This window comes from uncultured Paracoccus sp., assembly GCF_947496875.1.
Taxonomy (GTDB): domain Bacteria; phylum Pseudomonadota; class Alphaproteobacteria; order Rhodobacterales; family Rhodobacteraceae; genus Paracoccus.
In genome coordinates, this window is sequence record NZ_CANMEH010000004.1 from 174,411 (window position 1) to 192,595 (window position 18,185).

General features: G+C 65.1%; 17 protein-coding genes and 1 tRNA gene. 7 read left to right on the forward strand and 11 right to left on the reverse strand.

The genetic code is table 11. From position 1 onward, the window contains the following. Positions 1-23: 23 nt before the first annotated feature. From fdhE to Q0938_RS07285, 4 genes are all read left to right on the forward strand, one after another. Positions 24-941, forward strand: a complete 918-nt coding sequence (gene fdhE, locus Q0938_RS07270) for a formate dehydrogenase accessory protein FdhE (RefSeq protein ID WP_299360598.1) — start codon at positions 24-26, stop codon at positions 939-941. Next, on the forward strand, positions 941-2,305 hold the full coding sequence (selA, locus tag Q0938_RS07275; protein WP_299360599.1) for an L-seryl-tRNA(Sec) selenium transferase: 1,365 nt from the start codon (positions 941-943) through the stop codon (positions 2,303-2,305). The genes fdhE and selA overlap by 1 nt, the downstream gene beginning before the upstream one ends. Next, a complete protein-coding gene (selB, locus tag Q0938_RS07280; RefSeq protein WP_299360601.1) occupies positions 2,302-4,224 on the forward strand; it encodes a selenocysteine-specific translation elongation factor in 1,923 nt (640 codons plus the stop codon). The genes selA and selB overlap by 4 nt, the downstream gene beginning before the upstream one ends. Positions 4,225-4,243: 19 nt before the next feature. Further along, positions 4,244-4,339 (forward strand) — tRNA-Sec (locus tag Q0938_RS07285). Positions 4,340-4,364: 25 nt separating this feature from the next. Here the strand turns inward: Q0938_RS07285 and Q0938_RS07290 are convergent. From Q0938_RS07290 to hrcA, 4 genes are all read right to left on the reverse strand, one after another. Continuing rightward, a complete protein-coding gene (locus Q0938_RS07290; protein WP_299360615.1) occupies positions 4,365-5,246 on the reverse strand; it encodes a hypothetical protein in 882 nt (293 codons plus the stop codon). 244 nt (positions 5,247-5,490) lie between these two features. After that, on the reverse strand, positions 5,491-6,129 hold the full coding sequence (locus tag Q0938_RS07295; protein WP_299360617.1) for an ATP-dependent Clp protease proteolytic subunit: 639 nt from the start codon (positions 6,127-6,129) through the stop codon (positions 5,491-5,493). A 147-nt stretch (positions 6,130-6,276) separates the two neighbouring features. Beyond that, on the reverse strand, positions 6,277-6,873 hold the full coding sequence (locus Q0938_RS07300; protein ID WP_299360618.1) for a nucleotide exchange factor GrpE: 597 nt from the start codon (positions 6,871-6,873) through the stop codon (positions 6,277-6,279). 5 nt (positions 6,874-6,878) lie between these two features. After that, positions 6,879-7,928, reverse strand: coding sequence for a heat-inducible transcriptional repressor HrcA (gene hrcA, locus Q0938_RS07305; protein WP_299360619.1), 1,050 nt, complete (start codon positions 7,926-7,928; stop codon positions 6,879-6,881). A gap of 100 nt (positions 7,929-8,028) precedes the next feature. Here hrcA and rph point away from each other — a divergent pair, with 100 nt between their 5' ends. The 3 genes from rph (at position 8,029) to hemW (ending at position 10,714) form a co-directional block, all read left to right on the forward strand. Next, entirely contained in the window at positions 8,029-8,742 is a 714-nt protein-coding gene (gene rph / locus Q0938_RS07310) for a ribonuclease PH (protein ID WP_299360620.1), read from the forward strand. Continuing rightward, entirely contained in the window at positions 8,739-9,344 is a 606-nt protein-coding gene (gene rdgB / locus Q0938_RS07315) for an RdgB/HAM1 family non-canonical purine NTP pyrophosphatase (RefSeq protein ID WP_299360621.1), read from the forward strand. Before rph ends, rdgB begins: the two co-directional genes overlap by 4 nt. Positions 9,345-9,511: 167 nt before the next feature. Then, positions 9,512-10,714: a radical SAM family heme chaperone HemW gene (gene hemW / locus Q0938_RS07320; RefSeq protein ID WP_299360622.1), complete on the forward strand. Its 1,203-nt coding sequence runs from the start codon at positions 9,512-9,514 to the stop codon at positions 10,712-10,714. On the opposite strand, the gene Q0938_RS07325 is transcribed toward hemW, so the two are convergent. The 7 genes from Q0938_RS07325 to Q0938_RS07355 all read right to left on the reverse strand — a co-directional run bounded on the left by Q0938_RS07325 (position 10,711) and on the right by Q0938_RS07355 (position 17,933). Beyond that, complete coding sequence (locus Q0938_RS07325; RefSeq protein ID WP_299360623.1) at positions 10,711-11,589, reverse strand: ParB/RepB/Spo0J family partition protein; 879 nt, start codon at positions 11,587-11,589, stop codon at positions 10,711-10,713. The two genes, hemW and Q0938_RS07325, sit on opposite strands and share 4 nt — an antisense overlap. Beyond that, a complete protein-coding gene (locus tag Q0938_RS07330) occupies positions 11,582-12,373 on the reverse strand; it encodes a ParA family protein (RefSeq protein WP_299360625.1) in 792 nt (263 codons plus the stop codon). Before Q0938_RS07330 ends, Q0938_RS07325 begins: the two co-directional genes overlap by 8 nt. Continuing rightward, positions 12,366-12,941 carry a 16S rRNA (guanine(527)-N(7))-methyltransferase RsmG gene (gene rsmG, locus Q0938_RS07335; RefSeq protein WP_299360627.1) on the reverse strand — a complete coding sequence of 192 codons (576 nt, stop codon included), beginning with the start codon at positions 12,939-12,941 and terminating at the stop codon, positions 12,366-12,368. The genes Q0938_RS07330 and rsmG overlap by 8 nt, the downstream gene beginning before the upstream one ends. After that, positions 12,938-14,782: a tRNA uridine-5-carboxymethylaminomethyl(34) synthesis enzyme MnmG gene (gene mnmG, locus Q0938_RS07340; protein WP_366942737.1), complete on the reverse strand. Its 1,845-nt coding sequence runs from the start codon at positions 14,780-14,782 to the stop codon at positions 12,938-12,940. Before mnmG ends, rsmG begins: the two co-directional genes overlap by 4 nt. A gap of 27 nt (positions 14,783-14,809) precedes the next feature. Continuing rightward, positions 14,810-16,066, reverse strand: coding sequence for a tRNA uridine-5-carboxymethylaminomethyl(34) synthesis GTPase MnmE (mnmE, locus tag Q0938_RS07345; protein ID WP_299360631.1), 1,257 nt, complete (start codon positions 16,064-16,066; stop codon positions 14,810-14,812). 7 nt (positions 16,067-16,073) lie between these two features. After that, on the reverse strand, positions 16,074-17,345 hold the full coding sequence (gene rho / locus Q0938_RS07350; RefSeq protein ID WP_299360795.1) for a transcription termination factor Rho: 1,272 nt from the start codon (positions 17,343-17,345) through the stop codon (positions 16,074-16,076). 138 nt (positions 17,346-17,483) lie between these two features. After that, positions 17,484-17,933 (reverse strand): CopD family protein, encoded by a 450-nt coding sequence (locus Q0938_RS07355; protein WP_299360633.1) that lies wholly within the window; start codon positions 17,931-17,933, stop codon positions 17,484-17,486. Positions 17,934-18,185: the final 252 nt, after the last annotated feature.

An 18,185-nucleotide genomic window follows, 5' to 3' on the forward strand; every position in this document is an offset into this window, starting at 1 on the left:
CACGGCGCTCGCCCGGGGGAACGATGACGCAGGACGTCCAGCCCAGACCTGACATGATCGGCGGCGTACCCACGCCGCCGTTGGCCATTCTGCCCCAACCCGAACGGCTGTTCGCGGCACGGGCGGATCGATTTGCCTTCTTGGCCGAAACATCGAAGCTGGGACCGTATCTGCGTTTCCTCGCCGAACTGTCACGGGTGCAGGACAGGATGTGCCGATCCCTGCCCGCCCCCGCTGCTTTGCCCGCCGATCGAATTGCGCTGGCCCGTTCATCCCGGATGCCGCCGATTGATAGACATGCGCTGATCGACGATCCGAACCTGACCACTACCCTTGAACAGTTCTGTCGCGAGGCCGACGGCATCGACATGCCGGCCCCGGCACGGCTCGCGTTGCAGGCGCTGACTGCCGCAACCAACGATGACCGGCGCTGGCTGGTCGGGAATGTCCTGGACGACGCCGTTCCGGCCGACAGCGCAGCGCCGCATCTGTTCGTGGCGGCTGCGATCCAGGTGCATTTGGGCCGTATGGCTGCCGCGCTCGACGCCGGCCAGCTGGTTGCGATCCGCACCGGCGTCTGTCCATCCTGCGGCGGCAAGCCCGTGTCCTCGGTCGTCATTGGAATCCAGGGCGCCGAAGGCACCCGCTATGCTGTGTGCAACTGCTGTCAGACGCAGTGGAACGAGGTTCGGGTGAAATGCCTGTGCTGCGGATCGACGAAAGGGATCGGTTTCCGGTCGCTGGACGACGGTTCCGGCGAGGCGACGATCAGGGCAGAAACCTGCGAGGAATGCGGATGCTGGGTCAAGCAGATGCTGCAGACCCGCAACCCCTCGCTCGACCCGGTGGCCGACGATGTCGCCAGCATGGGGCTGGACGCCCTGATGCAGTCGGAGCCCTGGCGCCGCGGCGGCCTCAACCCCTTTCTGATCGGCTACTGATGCAGGCGCTGCGCGACCTGCCGTCACTCGACCGGCTTCTCGCCGGCTCGGCGCAGGACCTGACACACCGACACGGACGCGCTGCCGTTACGGACGCCCTGCGCGCCACGCTGGACGCCGCGCGCGATACCATACGCGCCGGGGGGGCGGCACCGAGTGCCGCAGCGCTGGTCCGGTCCGCCGGCGAACGGCTGGACGCCGAGACGATCAGCAGTTTGCGTCCGGTGATCAACCTGACCGGAACCGTGCTGCACACCAACTTGGGCCGAGCCGTGCTGGCCGAGGCCGCCATCGCCGCGGCGGTAGACGCAATGCGCCATCCCGTTGCGCTGGAATACGATCTGGGCACCGGCCGCCGGGGTGAGCGGGACGATCACGTCTCGCAGCTTCTGTGCGACCTGACCGGCGCCGAGGCGGCCACGGTCGTCAACAACAATGCCGCCGCTGTCCTGCTGGTGCTCAACGCACTGGCGCGGGGGCGCGAGGCGATCGTGTCGCGGGGCGAACTGGTCGAGATCGGCGGGTCGTTCCGCATCCCCGACATCATGGCACGAGCGGGCGTGACGCTGATCGAAGTGGGCACCACCAATCGCACTCATGCGCGGGACTATCGCGACGCGGTTACTGATCGTTCCGCCCTGATGATGAAGGTTCACCCGTCCAATTACCGGATCGAGGGCTTCACGGCTGCGGTGCCGGCGGACGACCTCGCCGCCATCGCGCGCGAGGCGCGGCTGCCGATGGTGCATGACCTCGGGTCCGGGACGCTGGTCGATCCCGCCCGTTGGGGCCTGCCGGCGGAAACGACGGTCGCACAGGCGGTGGCCGAAGGCGCCGATCTCGTGACGTTCTCTGGCGACAAGCTGCTGGGCGGCCCCCAGGCCGGCTTCATCGTCGGACGGGCCGAGCTGATCAAGCAGATCAACCAGGACCCGCTCAAACGGACGCTGCGGGTCGACAAGATCCGCCTTGCAGCGATCGCGGCGACCTTGCGACTGTATCGCGATCCGGACCGTCTCGCCGAACGGCTGCCGACCCTGCGCCTGCTGACTCGCACGCGGGACGATATCGCGGCGCAGGCCCGTCGGTTGAGGGGCCCGGTCGGCGCCATGCTGCCGGACCATCAGCTGGACGTCGTCGATTGCATGAGCCAGATCGGATCGGGCGCGATGCCCGTCGAGACATTGCCGTCGGTAGCACTGTCGTTGCGCGGTCACGGGGGCGATGCGCCGGACCGGCTGGCCGCGCGACTGCGGGCACTGCCGGTGCCGGTCATCGGGCGCATCCGGGACGGTGCCCTGCTGCTCGATCTGCGTTGCCTGACCGATGACGGGGCGCTGCTGGGCACCCTTTCGCATCTATGATCGTCGGCACGGCCGGACATATCGACCACGGCAAGACTGCGCTGGTGCGGGCGCTGACCGGGGTCGACGCAGATCGGCTGGCCGAGGAAAAGGCCCGCGGGATCACCATCGAACTGGGATTCGCCTATGCCGATCTGGGCGGCGGGGCAATTACCGGCTTTGTCGACGTGCCGGGGCATGAACGGTTTGTCCATACCATGCTCGCCGGGGCCGGCGGGATCGACATGGCCCTTCTGGTGGTGGCCGCGGACGACGGGGTGATGCCGCAGACGCGCGAGCATCTGGCCATCCTGGATCTGCTCGGCGTGCACCGTGGCATCGTCGCCCTGAGCAAGGCGGATCTGGCCGGGCCGGAACGTCGCGCCGACGTGACGGCGCAGATCCGGGCGCTGCTCGACGAAACCGGACTGGCGCAGTCCGATGTGATCCCCGTGTCATCGATCACCGGCGAAGGGGTCGGGCAACTGAGGGACGCGCTTGCGGCGGCGGAGGCGGCAACCGTGGCCCGTAGCGCGACCGGCAGGTTCCGGATGGCGGTCGATCGCAGCTTTACGCTGAAGGGCGCGGGGACCGTGGTGACCGGGACCGTCCAGACCGGACGCGTCTCGGTCGGAGACACGGTCGTCATCTCTCCGGCCGGGCTGTCCGGCCGGGTGCGGGCGATCCATGCCCAGAACCAGCCAGCGGCGACCGGGCTGGCCGGGCAGCGCTGTGCCGTGAACCTGGCGGGCGAGGCGATCAGCCGCGACAGTATCCATCGCGGCGACGTGGCGCTTGACCCTGTGCTGCATGTACCCACCGACCGGATCGACGCCGTGCTGCGGGTGCTGCCGTCCGAGCCCAAGCCGATCTCGACGTGGTTCCCCGCGCGGCTTCACGTCGGTGCCGTGGAAACGGGGGTCCGGATCGTCCCCCTGGGCGGTGACCTAGGGCCCGGGGATAGCGGGCCGGTTCAGCTGGTGCTGGACCGCCCTATCGCCGCCATGGTGGGCGAACGGTTTATTCTGCGCGACGTCTCGGCTCGGCGGACGCTGGGCGGGGGCGACTTCCGCGACCTGCGCGCCCCGGCGCGCCGTCGCCGCACACCCGAACGACTACAGGTGATCGCCGCAAACGGGACGACCGACCCGGAAGTCGCACTGAATGACCTGCTGGCCTTGCCGCCCCATTTCGTGGAGCTCGACGGGTTTGCCCGGGATCGGGCGCTGTCGGACGAAATCGTGGCACGGCTCGCCACCGCGCAGCACACGATCAATGCCGGGGACACGACCCTGGTCATGGCGGCCGACACGATCCGCGGTCTGGACGCGATGCTGATCGACAGGCTGTCGACATTTCACGTGGAACATCCCGAGATGCAGGGCATCGGTCGCGAGCGCTTGCGCCTGGCGCTGACGCCGCGCCTGCCTCCCGCGGCCTTCACGGATTACCTGTCCAGCCGGTCTCGAGACGGCGTGATCGTGGTCGAGGGCGGGTTCGTGCGGCTGGCCGGACATACCGCCCGACTGTCCCCAGCAGACGACGCGCTCCTGGACAGGCTGCTGCCCCATCTGGGCGGCGCTGCCCGCTTCCGCCCGCCACGGGTCCGGGATCTCGCGACCGAAATGGACGTGCCAGAGGCGGATGTCCGCCGGGTCATGCGCATGGCCGCCCGCCAGGGACGGGTGGACCAGTTGCGCCACGACCATTTCTTCCTGCGAACGACAACGGCAGAGATGGTGCGGATCATCGCCGACGTGCAGCGATCAGCCGAGGACGGCTGGGTCACCGCCGCCGCGTTCCGCGACAGGCTCCAGAACGGGCGCAAGGTGGCGATCGAACTGCTCGACTTTTTCGACCGGCATGGCGTAACACTGAGGCGCGGCGATCTGCGGCGCATCAACCCACATCGCGCAGACATGTTCGCCGACGGGCTCTGAGGTGGACCGGCCCTGAGTTGGAGGAGAATCGTCCCCGGTGGGGCGGCCGGACTTCAAATCCGGTTGGGGCAGCGCGCCTGTCCCGGGTGGGTTCGACTCCCATTCTCCTCCGCCAGTCCGGCCCATGCAGCCGGCACCCCTCATCCGGCGAGGTCGACACCGCGTGCGGTCGGCGGCTGCCACGTCTTGGACTCCGGCAATGCGCCCGCGGGGTTGGTGCCGATCATCGATCCGCCCAGACCGCCGGTCCAACCTGTCGAGCCCTCGTTGCCGGGGGCGGTCCCGTCAGCGTTCTCCTGTTCGGGTTCGGTCGCCGCGGTCGCTACGCCGTCCGAGCCGGCGCCATCCTGCGCGGCAACCGCGACTGTCGCCTCGTCGGCTCCCTCGCTCGACTGCGCTGACGCAGGATCGCCCTGCCCTTCGTCCTGGTCGAACAGAAAGACCGGGGTGATCGCAGGTGCACCGGCAATGGCTGCCACTTCCTCCGGCGTCAAGCCGATGCCGACCTGTGATTTTGCCTGTACCGTCGACGCATACTGGCGCGCGGCGGCAGCCTGATCCTCGGCAGTGGCCGCAGCGTCCTGCTGTTCCTCATCCTCAGGTGCCTGCCCCGCAGCTGCCGCCGGGGTGGTCGCTGCAGTTGCCGCCGTGTCGCGGACCGGATCGGTGGATGCGTCCGGGGGAGAGGTGTTGGCGTTCTGCGGGCCAGGCTGCTGATCATTCACGCTGACGCCGGCAGCGTCCGCCGCAGAGGCGTCCGGATCGGCCATGGTCGGGGTGGCCAGCGCTTCCTGCGTGCTCGCCGGCATCTCGGTCTGAGCAGGTTCGAGCGCGCCCGGGGCGATCTCTGCCGGAGCCGGGGCACCCGTCTCGGCCGGCGTCGAGACGATCTGCTGGTCGTCACTCGCCAGACTGGCGGCGCCGGCCTGCTCTTCTGTTCCGGCTGAGGGCTGTGTGGACGGAACCTGCACCGTGTCCGCAGGCGCGGCGGCGCTGCCGGGTTCCTGCAGGGGTACGGTCATTTGCGTGTTCTGTGCTGCTGCGGGGGCGGTCAGCAGCGCAAGGCTGAGCAAGAGATGAGGCGTGAACTTCGGCATCGGACTGGCTTTCTTCTGCGGGTCTGGCGCGAGGCGGCCAGCTTCAGACTAGCGCGGCATCATCCGCCCGTCACGAGTCTTGTCACCGCACCGACGCTGCTGGTGCTGGCCGCTCTCTCCCTGCCCTGCGATGGCGCGGCGCACCTTGTGGGCGCGCCCGCCGCCGCCGTCATGGCAGGTCGTCGGCGCTGCGGATCACCTTGCTGAGCAGACCGTAGTCGATGGCTTCCTGGGTATTCAGCCAGAAGTCCCGCTCCGTGTCGGCAGCAACGCGGTCGATCGACTGCCCGGTGGCATCCGCAAAGATCTGGTTCAGGCGGTCCCGCATCAGACGCAGCTGCTCGGCCTGGATCATCATGTCGGAACTGGTGCCGCCGATCCCGCCCGAGGGCTGGTGGATCAGGAACCGCGTGTTGGGCAGGCAGAACCGGTTTTCCCGCTTTGCACCGACAAAGATCAAGGCCCCCGCACTGGCGACCCAGCCTGAGCCGATGGTCCGCACCGGGGGGCGGATGAAACGGATCACGTCGTGGATCATGTCGCCGGATTCGACGTGCCCACCGGGCGAGGAGATCAGGACGTTAATCGGCTTGTCGCTGTCCTCGGCCAGGGCCAGCAGGTGCGACACGGTGCGCTGCGCCAGCTTGTCGTTGATCGTCCCGGCAACGATCACGGTGCGCGACCGGAAATACAGCTTGTCGATTGCAGGGCTTTGCGGAAGGCCCAGATCCTCGCCCTGTTGCCCGTCCTCGCGCGGCCGCTCATCGTCGTCATCATCGTCATCGTCGTCGAGGCGGTGGCGCAGCATCATCGATCCTTTCACGTGAACGGCAGCGGACGCGATCGTTCCGCCGCCGTCTTACCTAGGCAGGGTTTGAAGGTCCGTAAAGGACCCGATCGCCCGCGGCGCGGCAATGTCCGGTCGCTGCCAAACCCCGAGCAGGACCGAGGGACGTCAATTCTGCTGCGAGGTCGCCGGCTGGGCAGTCTTCTCGGCGGGCATCGACGACACCCCCACCTGTGCCGCACGCAGCAAGCGGTCATGCAGCATGAAACCGTTCGCCATAACCTGGATGATGCTGCCGGCGGTCGTGCCGGGCACCGCCGCCTCGAACATCGCCTCGTGCACCTTCGGGTCGAAACGGTCCCCGATGGCAGGGTTCACGACGACAACGCCGTGCTTCGTCAGAACGTTCGTCAGTTCACGCAAGGTCAATTCCACACCCTCGATCAGGGCCGCGTTCGACTCGGTTCTTTCGCCCGCCGCATCCAGTGCGCGGCTGAGGGCGTCGTGGACCGGCAGCAGGTCACGCGTCAGACGAGAACCGCCATATTGTTCCGCCTCGCGCCGGTCCTTCTCGGCCCGCTTGCGCGCGTTTTCGGCATCCGCCAGGGCGCGCATGAAGCGATCCCGATAATCGTCGCGCTCGGCCTCGAGCGCCTGAATCCGGCCGTCGTCGCCGTCCCGATCGGCCGCGTCCAGCGCGCCATCCTCGTCATATTGCTGATCGAGATCGCCGGTCTCGATCTGCCCGGTCAGTGTATCGTTCATTCGTCCTACCCTTTTCGGCCGGACAGCACCCGGCCGACAAGCTGCGCGGTGTAGTCCACAATCGGAACGATCCGGCCATAGTTCAACCGTGTCGGACCGATCACCCCGACAGCGCCCACTATTCGTCGATCAGCGTTCATATATGGCGAAACGACGAGAGAGGAACCCGAAAGTGAAAAAAGCTTGTTTTCGGACCCGATGAAAATCCGGACGCCCTCGCCCTCTTCCGCCAGTTCCAGGAACTGGGCGATGTCGCGCTTTCTCTCCAGGTCGTCGAACAGCACCCGGACACGGTCCAGATCGGCGGATTCGTTGGCCAGCAGATTGGCGCGTCCCTTGACGATCAGGCGGGGATCCGGCGCGTCCGAATCCCACATCGCCAGCCCGGCAGAGACCAGATCGGCGGCAAGCCGGTCGATCTGCTGCCGGTTCTGCGCGATGGCGTCGCCCAGACTGGCCCGCAATTCGGCGAGCGTGCGGCCTTCGGCCTGCGCATTCAGGAAGTTGGCCGCTTCGCGCATCGAACTCGGCGTCTGGCCCGGCGGGGGGCTGAACACCCTGTTCTCGACCCGCCCGTCGGCGAAGACCAGAATGACCAGGGCACGACCGGGGGCCAGGCTGACGAACTCGATATGACGGACCGGGGCCTCCTGCTTGGGCATCAGGACGACGGAGGCGCCCTGTGTCATCATCGACAGGGCGGTGCTGACGCGATCCAGCAGGACCGGCGTGTCCGGGTCATCATGCCCCAGCGTTTCCTCGATCCGCGCGCGGTCCGCCGGGGCAACGGGATCGATCTCCATCAACCCGTCCACGAAAAGGCGCAGGCCCAGATGGGTGGGCTGCCGACCGGCGGAGACATGGGGACTGTCCAGCAGGCCCAGGAACTCGAGATCCTGCATGACGTTGCGGATGGTCGCGGCGGACACCGACATGCCACGGGTCAGCGTGCGCGATCCGACCGGCTCGCCGGTTTCCAGATACCCCTCGACGACCCGGCGGAACACCTCACGCGAGCGGTCGTTCAGGTCGGAAAGCAGATCGCGGCTGTTCATGGAACCGTCGGGGTGCAAGGTCATGTGAGACAGGCTGCTAGGGTTGCGGTCAGGGCGGGGGCGCCTGTATCTGACGAGCATCATCCTGAAAGGACACTGCATGCGCCCCTCTGGCCGAAATCTAGACCAACTGCGCCCGATTTCAATCGAAACCGGCGTCATGCGGCATGCAGAGGGGTCCTGCCTGATCAAGTGCGGCGACACGCATGTGCTGTGTTCGGCGTCGATCGAGGACAGGCCCCCGCCGTTCCTGCGGGGCACCGGACAGGGCTGGGTCACCGCGGAGTACGGGATGCTGCCCCGTGCGACCACCACCCGGAACCGGCGCGAGGCCGCGGCGGGCAAGCAGGGCGGTCGGACGGTCGAGATCCAGCGACTGATCGGACGCGCCCTCCGGGCCGGGGTTGACCGCCAGGCGTTGGGCGAACGGCAGATCGTGGTCGACTGCGACGTCATCCAGGCCGACGGGGGCACCCGCTGCGCCGCGATCACCGGGGGATGGGTCGCGCTGCGCCTGGCGGTGAATAAGCTGCTCGCCGTCAAGATGGTGACCGTCGACCCGATCCTGGATCACGTTGCCGCAGTCAGCTGCGGAATCTATGCCGGTCAGCCCGTCGTCGACCTCGATTACGCCGAGGACAGCGTCGCGGGCACCGACGGGAATTTCGTCGTGACCGGTGCGGGTCGGCTGATCGAGGTTCAGATGTCAGCCGAAGGATCGACGTTCTCGCGCACGGAACTGGACCAGTTGATGGAACTTGTTGATCAGAGCCGCGCGACGCTGATCGACGCACAGAAGTCCGCGGTCGCATGAGACGGTTGACCGAGCGGCGCCTGCTGGTCGCGACGCACAATGCCGGAAAGCTCGACGAGTTGCGCGCCCTATTCGCCCCTCACGGGATCGACGTTGTCGGTGCGGCCGAACTGGGTCTGGCGGAACCCGAGGAAACCGAAATGACGTTTCTGGGCAATGCCCGGATAAAGGCGCGCGCCGCGATGCAGGCGACGGGCCTGCCCGCGCTTGCGGACGACAGCGGGATCTCGGTTGACGGGCTGGACGGGGCGCCTGGCGTCCACACGGCGGACTGGGCGGAAACCCAGACGGGCCGCGATTTCATGCAGGCGATGACCCGCACATGGCGAGAACTGGAGGCCCGTGCCGTTCCAGAGCCGCGGACGGCGAAGTTTCACGCAACCTTTGTCCTGGTCTGGCCCGACGGACATGAGGAAGTTTTCGAGGGCGTTGTAGCGGGCCGGCTGGTCTGGCCCGTCCGCGGCGAGCTTGGCCATGGCTACGATCCCATGTTCGTGCCGGATGGACAGGATCGGACCTTTGCCGAGATGAGTGCAGAGGAGAAGAACCGCATCAGTCACCGGGCCGACGCCTTCCGCAAGCTGCAGGCGATTTTCGAGTGACGTGCTGGCCTCTTTGCCAGAGCCGCTGCGCACTCCCGCTGCACCTGTAAGGGCCCACGCATTGATATGCCCTTGGAACGGACTAGCTAAACGGTCTGATCCGCCGGCGATGAGATCGGGATGGCGGAAGTATGACTGAGGAACGGGAACACGCCAAATTGTTGCATTTGCAACCATCTCACGAGCACGAACCTGTCCGACAACTTTCCTCCGTCGCGGAGGATTGGCGCGCCGGCGGGTTCGGGCTGTACGTTCATTGGCCGTTCTGCGCCGCCAAGTGCCCCTACTGTGACTTCAACAGCCACGTGGCGCTCACCATCGACGAACCGCGCTGGACCGCCGCGTTCCGTGCCGAGATCGCGCGCGTGGCGACCCAGGTTCCCGGACGGGTCCTGAACAGCATTTTTTTCGGCGGGGGCACGCCGTCGCTGATGTCGCCCGAAACCGTCTCCGCCATCATTGAGGCGGCGCGATCGGCCTGGCCGGCGGCGAACGACATCGAGGTCACGCTGGAGGCAAATCCCACCAGCGTCGAGGCGGAGCGATTCCGGGGCTATCGCGACGCCGGCGTGAACAGGCTGTCGATGGGCGTCCAGGCCTTGCACGATGCGGATCTGCACCGGCTGGGACGACAGCACAGCGCTGCCGAGGCGCGCGCCGCATTCGACATCGCGCGGCAGACATTCGACCGGGTCAGCTTCGATCTCATCTATGCTCGACAAGGGCAGACGCGTAGTGCCTGGCGCCGGGAGCTGAACGACGCGCTGGCGATGGCGGCAGACCACCTGTCGCTGTACCAGCTGACTATCGAGCCCGGCACCGCGTTCGGGATGCGCCATGCGGCAGGACAATTGAATGATCTGCCGGACGAAGACCTCTCCGCAGACATGTACTTCGACACGCAGGAGATCTGCGACCATCACGGCTATGCCGGCTACGAAATCTCCAACTACGCGGCGGTCGGGTCGGAATGTCGCCACAACCTGATCTACTGGCGCCAAGGTGACTGGGCAGCTGTTGGGCCCGGTGCCCATGGTCGGCTGAGTCTGGGCGAGTACCGGCGCGCCACCGAAGCGATTCGTGCACCCGGCGCTTGGCTGAAGGCAGTCGAGGCGCAGGGCAGCGGCGACTTGGCGGCCGTCGATCTGTCGCGCAGCGATCGGGCCGTGGAATACATGCTGATGTCGATGAGGCTGGGCGAGGGAATGGACATGGCCCGGTTCGCCCGCCTGAACGGCACAGCCGTCGACGCGGATCGCGTAGCGTCCCTTGCGGAGCTGGGGCTGGTCACCGTTGCCGACGGTCGTCTGAGGGCGACCGCCACGGGTCGGCCGGTGCTGAACGCCCTGCTGCGCGAACTTGCGCCCTAGGCGGATCCCCCGAGAAGCTGGCACAACCGGTCGAGCTGATCCAGGTCACGATAGGTAATCGTCACGCGGCCACCGTCCTGTCCGGCCTGATCGATGCGGACACGCATCTTGAGTTGGGCACCAAGGTCCGCCTCCAGCGACCTGGTATCGGCATCCTTGGCGGGTTCCCGGCGCGGTGCACGGGCAACGGGCGAGGCGCCCTGATCCCGCACGAGCTGTTCGGTTTCGCGCACCGACAGGCCTTTTTCCACCACCCGACGCGCAAGCCCCACGGGATCATCCGCCGTGATCAGGGCCCGTGCGTGGCCAGCCGTCAGACTGTCGTCGCGCAGCATGGCTTGCACCTGCTCCGGCAGGTTCAGCAACCTGAGAACGTTCGAAATGTGGCTGCGGCTCTTGTTCAAGGCTTCGGCGAGCTTCTCCTGCGTGTGCCCGAACCGGTCCATGAGCTGGCGATACGACGCGGCCTCTTCGATCGCGTTCAGATCGGCGCGCTGAATGTTCTCGATCAGCGCGACTTCCAGCACCTCGGCGTCGTCCAGATGGCTGACGATCACAGGCAGGTCGTGCAGTTGCGCGATTTGAGCGGCGCGCCACCGTCGCTCACCCGCGACGATCTGATAGAGATCACCGCCATCCGGATGCGGCCTGACAATCAGGGGCTGCAATACGCCGCGGCTTCGCAACGACTCAGCCAACTGCTGCAGCTGCTCCGGCTTGAAATCACGACGCGGCTGGGCCGGGTTCGGGATCAGCTGTTCGGTTGGCAGTCTTTGGGACGCGGGGACGGGCGCGTCCGGGGTCAGTGCCACGTCCGCCATCAAGGCCGACAACCCGCGCCCCAAGCCACGACGTTCGGATTTTCGATCAGACATTCTGCTTGCCTCGGGCTGGATGTTTTCTGCGCTGCAGGAATTCCTTTGCAACAGCGCGGTACGCGGCGCTGCCCTTGGAACCCGGATCGTAATGGATGACCGGCTTTCCGTGCGACGGGGACTCGGAAACCCTTACATTGCGGGGGATCACCGTGGAGAAGACCAGCTCTCCCAAGGTGGACCGCGCGTCAGCCTCGACCTGAATGGCAAGATTGTTTCGATTATCCGACATCGTCAGCAGAACGCCTTCGATCCGCAGATCGGGATTGGCGGACTGGCGCACCTCGCGGATGGTGAGCAGCAGTTGCGACAACCCTTCAAGAGCATAGAACTCCGCCTGCAGTGGCACGAGCACGCTCTGCGCCGCGACCATGGCGTTCAATGTCAGCAGACCGAGCGCCGGGGGGCAGTCGATCAGCACGAACTCGCTCTTCGACTGCGATACGGCCTGCCGCAACAATTTCGTCCGGCTGCTCCGCGCCGAGAGGTCGATATCGGCCGAGGACAGGTCCGCGTTGGCGGGCACGATCGACAGGCGGGGAATCGCCGTGTCGCGTACAGCATCGGCCAACCCGGCTTCGCCCGTCAGCAGATCATAGCTGCTCGGTTCGCGCTGATCGGGATCCAGTGAAAGGCCCGTCGAGGCGTTGCCCTGCGGGTCCAGGTCGACCAACAGCACGCTGTGCCCAAGATCGGCTAAGGCGGCGCCGAGGTTGATGGCGGTGGTAGTTTTTCCCACACCACCTTTTTGATTGGCAATGGCGACGATTGCGGGTTCAGGCATGCCGGATGTCCGAGAGCTGCAGGATGGCTGCGCCGGGCCGGGTTCGGCTCGGATGAACATTCAGGGTGAATCGCCAGTCATTCCGCACCGAATCTACCTCGTTCTGCCATGCCTCGCCCTTCATGAGCCAAGCGGTTCCGTGGGGGGCGAGATGCCGCGCCACGTATGGCACGAGCCTCTCGAGTGGAGCAAGCGCACGGGCACTGATATGTTCTGCTGTTGCGGGAATGCGCTGTTCGATGCGCATGTTCGTGACGCGCACGTTAGGCAGATCGAGTTCGCGCGAGCAGGTTCGCAGGAAGGCGCACTTTCGGGCATCCGCCTCGAGCAGTTCAACACTCATTGTGGGACGGAGAATGGCGAGTACAAGCCCGGGCAACCCGCCGCCCGAGCCGAGATCCAGCCAAGAGGGCGCTTCAGGGGCGACATCGGCGAGTTGTGCGCTGTCCAGAATGTGTCGATCCCACAGGTCGGTGAGCGTGCTTGCTGCCACCAAGTTTATCGACGGACTCCATTTCTTGACCAGAGCGGCATAGCAGCGAAGCTGCGCTTCACGTGAAGCAATCACGCGGATTGACGAGACTGGCGTCTGATCAATGCGAGCAGCAGCGTCAGGGCAGCGGGTGTCATGCCCTCGATCCGCGCAGCTTGGGCGATTGTTTCAGGCTGAGAAGCCGACAACTTCTGCTTCAGTTCACCGGATAATCCGGACACTGTTCCGAAAGCGAAGTCGGGTGGTATGGCAATCGCCTCTTCCCGCCTCAGCGCATCCGCGTCACGAGCTTGCCGGTCCGTGTACTGGGCATAGAGCGCATCCCGCTGTAGCTGCTCGACGATAAGGGCGTCCACCCTTGCGAGATCGCTGTCGAGAGCCGCGATCCGGTCGTGGGATGTGCCCGCCTGACCAAGCAGCGCGTAAAGGGAGCGCCGCTGCCCGTCGGCACGAACCTCTATTCCACGTGCGCCGAGTTCGGCCGGGGTGAAGACTGTATTCTTGGCGATGGCCTCGGCCCGGCGATACTCGCGGACCTTCCTTTCATGGTGATGCCACCGTTCGTCGCGAACGATACCCAGCTCCCTGCCGAACTGCGTCAGCCGCTGGTCGGCATTGTCTGCCCGCAGGGACAGCCGGAACTCGGCCCGCGACGTGAACATGCGGTAGGGCTCAGAGACACCGCGTGAGGTCAGATCGTCGATCATCACCCCGATATAGCTCGACGTCCGGGAGAAGATGGCGGGCGCGCGCGACGCGACGGATCGGGCCGCATTGAGTCCCGCCACCAGCCCTTGTGCCGCAGCCTCCTCATAGCCCGTGGTACCGTTGATTTGCCCGGCCAAGTACAAGCCGGGCACGCGCTTGAGTTCCAAGGTAAGCTTCAAGGCGCGCGGGTCGACATAATCATACTCCACGGCGTAACCGGGTTGCAGGATCTCGGCTTCCTCGAGACCCCGCATCGTTCGCACGTAATCGCACTGAACCTCCTCGGGCAGGGATGTCGAGATGCCATTCGGGTAGACGATATCGCTGTCCCAGCCTTCCGGTTCCAGGAAAACCTGGTGCGAGCGCTTGTCGAAGAAGCGCACGACCTTGTCTTCAATCGAGGGACAGTACCGCGGGCCAACGCCTTCGATGCGGCCGCCATACATCGCGGACCGGTCGAGATTATCCCAGATGATGCGGTGTGTCTCCGCATTCGTGTGGGTGATCGCGCATGTGACCTGAGGCGCAACAGGACCTTCGCTGAGATAAGAAAACATGACCGGGTCCTCGTCTCCCGGCTGCTGCTCCAGCCGATCCCAGTCGATGGTCCTCCTCGCAAGGCGCGGGGGGGTCCCCGTCTTCAATCGTCCCAGCGGCAGACCCAGTCGCAGCAATTCCGCCGCCAAGCCTACGGAAGCAGACCCACCCCAGCGTCCCGCGCGTCGGCTCTGGTCCCCTGTGTGAATGACACCGTTGAGGAAAGTTCCGGCGGTGACAACAACGGCGCCGGCGCCGATCTCGCTCCCCTCTGAAAGGACGATGGCCCGAACTCGTCCCGCAGCGTCCCGCAGGAGTTTCGTGACCTCGCCGGCAAGGACGTCCAGCCGGTCGTGATCCAGGACCAAGTCGTTGACCGCGATCTTGTACAAGTCCCGATCCGCTTGCGCTCTTGGGCCCTGCACTGCTGGTCCCTTGCGTCGGTTCAGCAGACGGAACTGGATGCCAGCCCTGTCGGCGGCCAACCCCATGATCCCGTCAAGTGCATCTATTTCTCGAACGAGATGTCCCTTTCCGAGCCCCCCGATTGCCGGATTGCACGACATTGTTCCAATGTCAGCGCTGCGCATCGTGACCAGCAGCGTCGCCGCACCTGTTCGGGCGGATGCAGCTGCCGCCTCGACACCGGCGTGACCGCCTCCGATAACCACGACCTCGTAGGATTGCTTCACGTGAAACTACTTCCCGATGCAGAACGCTGAAAATACCTCGTCTAGATAGTCTTCGACGCCGATTTCGCCAACCACTTCACGCAGCGCGGTCGACGCAACGCGTATATTGTCGGCAACCAGCTCCGCTGACAGCCCCGCCTCCACGTCCAGCGCCGCGAGAGCTCGCTCCAGAGCGCTGGCCTGCCGGTGGCGGGTCACCAGACCGGCGGACGATACCCGCTCGGTCAGCAGCGATCTTATCGTATCGAGAACCTCGCGCACACCCTGACCTGTCACGGCCGAAATATCCCCGCCCTCGGTCAGGTCAGCCTTGGACCGCAGGCACAGATCCCCGTCCCGCCACAATCGAGCCGATCTCGTTCCGCTCTCCGAGAGGTGGATGCGAAGATCGGCGGCCGCCGCGCGCGACTCGGCACGCTCGATACCCATCCGCTCCACGACGTCCTTGGTCTCACGCAGACCCGCGGTGTCAAGAAAAGTCACGGGCAGTCCACCAAGATCCACCCTGACTTCCAGAACATCTCTGGTTGTGCCCTCGATAGGGGTAACCAGCGCGACCTCGCGGCGCGCGATGGCATTCAGCAGAGAGGACTTGCCGGCATTGGGCGGACCTACAATTGCCACCTCGAAACCGGTCCGGATCTGCTCTGCCGCTGGAAACCCCGCGAGCTGCTCTTCGATTCTGCCCCGAACCTCGCGCAGCAACGCGACAGCTTCCACCGCCAGATCATCGGGCAGCTCTTCGTCGGCAAAGTCGATCGACGCCGCCACCAGGGCGCCCGCGCGGACGAGCTTGCTGCGAAGGTCAGTCGCCCAATCCTGCAAGGCGCCGCCGGCATTGCGAATGGCCTGACGATGCTGCACCTCGGTTTCGGCCGCCAGCAGATCCGCCAGCCCCTCTGCCTCGGTCAGATCCATCCGGCCGTTCAGAAAGCCGCGATGGGTGAATTCACCGGCATCGGCATGCCGCGCACCCAGGCTATCCAGCCTGACCTGCAGTAACCTGACCACTACCGGTGCCCCGTGGAGCTGGAACTCAACAACCTCCTCGCCCGTAAAGCTGGATCCGGCGTCGAACCGAACGACCAGTCCGCGATCGATCAGCCGATCACCATCACGCAAGGCTCGAAGATAGCAGTGACGGGCAATGGGCAGGGGCCCCGCAAGACCCTCTGCAATCACCCGGGCGTCGGGGCCGCTGAGGCGGACGACCGAGATGCCGCCGCGCCCGGGCGGCGTAGACTCGGCGTAGATCGTATCCAACGCAATATCAGGCGTTCATCGAGTCGAAGAACTCGGCATTCGACTTGGTCTGCTTCAGTTTGGAAATCAGGAACTCGACGGCGTCGGTGGTGCCCATCGGGTTCAGGATGCGGCGCAGCAGATAGGTCTTTTGCAGGTCCTTCTGCGCCACCAGCAATTCTTCCTTCCGCGTTCCCGACTTCAGGATGTCCATCGCCGGGAACACGCGCTTGTCCGCAACCTTGCGGTCGAGGACGATCTCGCTGTTCCCAGTTCCCTTGAACTCCTCGAAGATGACCTCGTCCATGCGCGAACCCGTGTCGATCAGCGCGGTCGCGATGATGGTCAGCGACCCACCTTCCTCGATGTTGCGCGCGGCACCAAAAAAACGCTTCGGCCGCTGCAGGGCGTTGGCGTCGACGCCACCCGTCAGCACCTTGCCCGAACTCGGGACGACGGTGTTGAACGCACGCCCCAACCGCGTGATCGAGTCGAGGAGGATGACGACGTCACGCTTGTGCTCGACCAGACGCTTGGCCTTCTCGATCACCATTTCGGACACAGCGACGTGCCGGCTGGCGGGCTCGTCGAAGGTCGACGACACCACCTCGCCCTTGACCGACCTTTGCATGTCAGTGACCTCTTCCGGTCGCTCGTCGATCAGCAGCACGATCAGGTAGCATTCCGGATGGTTCTGCGCGATTGAGTGGGCAATGTTCTGCAGCAGCACCGTCTTGCCGGTGCGGGGCGGGGCGACGATCAGGCTTCGCTGACCCTTGCCGATCGGCGCCACCAGATCGATGATGCGCGCCGAACGATCCTTGATCGTCGGATCCTCGATTTCCATCTTCAAACGGGAGTCGGGATACAGCGGCGTCAGGTTGTCGAACGCAACCTTGTGCCGGGCCTTCTCGGGATCCTCGAAGTTGATCTTCTCGACGCGGGTCAGTGCAAAATACCGCTCGTTTTCACCCGGGGCCCGGATCACCCCTTCGACCGTATCTCCGGTGCGCAGCGCGTGCTGCCGGATCATGTCCGGGCTGACATAGATGTCGTCCGGACCGGGCAGGTAGTTGGCCTCTGTCGATCGCAGGAATCCGAAACCGTCCTGAACGACTTCCAGAACCCCGTCGCCACCGATGTCGAACCCTTCATCCGCATGCTCTTTCAGCAGCGAGAACATCATCTCGCCCTTGCGCATCGTGGACGCGTTCTCGATTTCCCATTCCTCGGCCATCGAAAGCAGGTCGGCCGGACTTTTCGCCTTCAGGTCCGCGAGGTTCAGGCGCTCTTCGTTCATGTTGCTCACCAGCTATGGACCTGCTTGTCCCTGGAAGGGACAGTTGAAGGACCGCAATCTCGAATATGGAAAACACTACCCGGACGGGCAGCCCCGACCTGATAGGTCAAGCCGCGATCGGAGTCAAACCGGGCGTCGTCAGAACTTGACGATCACCGACACCACGATGACGACCATCAGGGCAGTCGGAACTTCGTTCATCAGCCGATAGCTTCGGCCCGGAAGCGGCGCCGGCTGCGTCACCATGATCTTGCGCTGCCGCGACAGCCAGTGATGGAACCACGTCATCCCGATCACGGCGGCAGCCTTTGTCCAGGGCCATATCATCGACCAGTCAACGATCCCCGGTGTGAACACAAGCGCCAGGCCCGCGACCCAGGTGGCAATCATGGCGGGGTTCATGATCAGTCGCATGAGCTTTCGCTCCATGATTCTGAACGAATCCAGCGGCTCGCCAGACTCACCCGCGCGTTCGGCATGATAGACTAGGATGCGCGGCAGGTAGAACAGGCCAGCCATCCAGGACAGCACGGCCATCACGTGAAACGACTTCACCCAAGGGTATGCAAGCGCAAGAAAGTCCAACATGGCGGGACGTGTACGGCCACCTCATCTTAACTGAAAGACTAAAAGAAGGATGATGATGGTTGTAGGGGCTGTGGGGTACTGTATGTACGCGTCTGCCGAGCGATTATCCACAGGATGATACACAGCTTCATCCTCGTAAATTTTCTTATGAAACGTAGATCAATCAGTATCTTATACATTATCTGATCGGTTGTTCAGCGACGGGAGCAGCGATCTTTGGACAAGCCGAGAACCGCTTGTCCCCCTGTGGAA

Excerpts from the sequence above, each read along its gene's own strand:
- fdhE (WP_299360598.1), top strand. The coding sequence starts at position 24 with ATGACGCAGGACGTCCAGCCCAGACCTGACATGATCGGCGGCGTACCC.
- Q0938_RS07330 (WP_299360625.1), bottom strand. The coding sequence starts at position 12,373 with ATGCCTGAACCCGCAATCGTCGCCATTGCCAATCAAAAAGGTGGTGTG.
- rho (WP_299360795.1), bottom strand. The coding sequence starts at position 17,345 with ATGAACGAAGAGCGCCTGAACCTCGCGGACCTGAAGGCGAAAAGTCCG.
- Q0938_RS07355 (WP_299360633.1), bottom strand. The coding sequence starts at position 17,933 with ATGTTGGACTTTCTTGCGCTTGCATACCCTTGGGTGAAGTCGTTTCAC.
- rph (WP_299360620.1), top strand. The coding sequence starts at position 8,029 with ATGCGCCCCTCTGGCCGAAATCTAGACCAACTGCGCCCGATTTCAATC.
- Q0938_RS07290 (WP_299360615.1), bottom strand. The coding sequence starts at position 5,246 with ATGACCGTACCCCTGCAGGAACCCGGCAGCGCCGCCGCGCCTGCGGAC.
- selB (WP_299360601.1), top strand. The coding sequence starts at position 2,302 with ATGATCGTCGGCACGGCCGGACATATCGACCACGGCAAGACTGCGCTG.
- rdgB (WP_299360621.1), top strand. The coding sequence starts at position 8,739 with ATGAGACGGTTGACCGAGCGGCGCCTGCTGGTCGCGACGCACAATGCC.
- selA (WP_299360599.1), top strand. The coding sequence starts at position 941 with ATGCAGGCGCTGCGCGACCTGCCGTCACTCGACCGGCTTCTCGCCGGC.
- Q0938_RS07295 (WP_299360617.1), bottom strand. The coding sequence starts at position 6,129 with ATGCTGCGCCACCGCCTCGACGACGATGACGATGATGACGACGATGAG.
- Q0938_RS07325 (WP_299360623.1), bottom strand. The coding sequence starts at position 11,589 with ATGTCTGATCGAAAATCCGAACGTCGTGGCTTGGGGCGCGGGTTGTCG.
- hrcA (WP_299360619.1), bottom strand. The coding sequence starts at position 7,928 with ATGAACAGCCGCGATCTGCTTTCCGACCTGAACGACCGCTCGCGTGAG.
- Q0938_RS07300 (WP_299360618.1), bottom strand. The coding sequence starts at position 6,873 with ATGAACGATACACTGACCGGGCAGATCGAGACCGGCGATCTCGATCAG.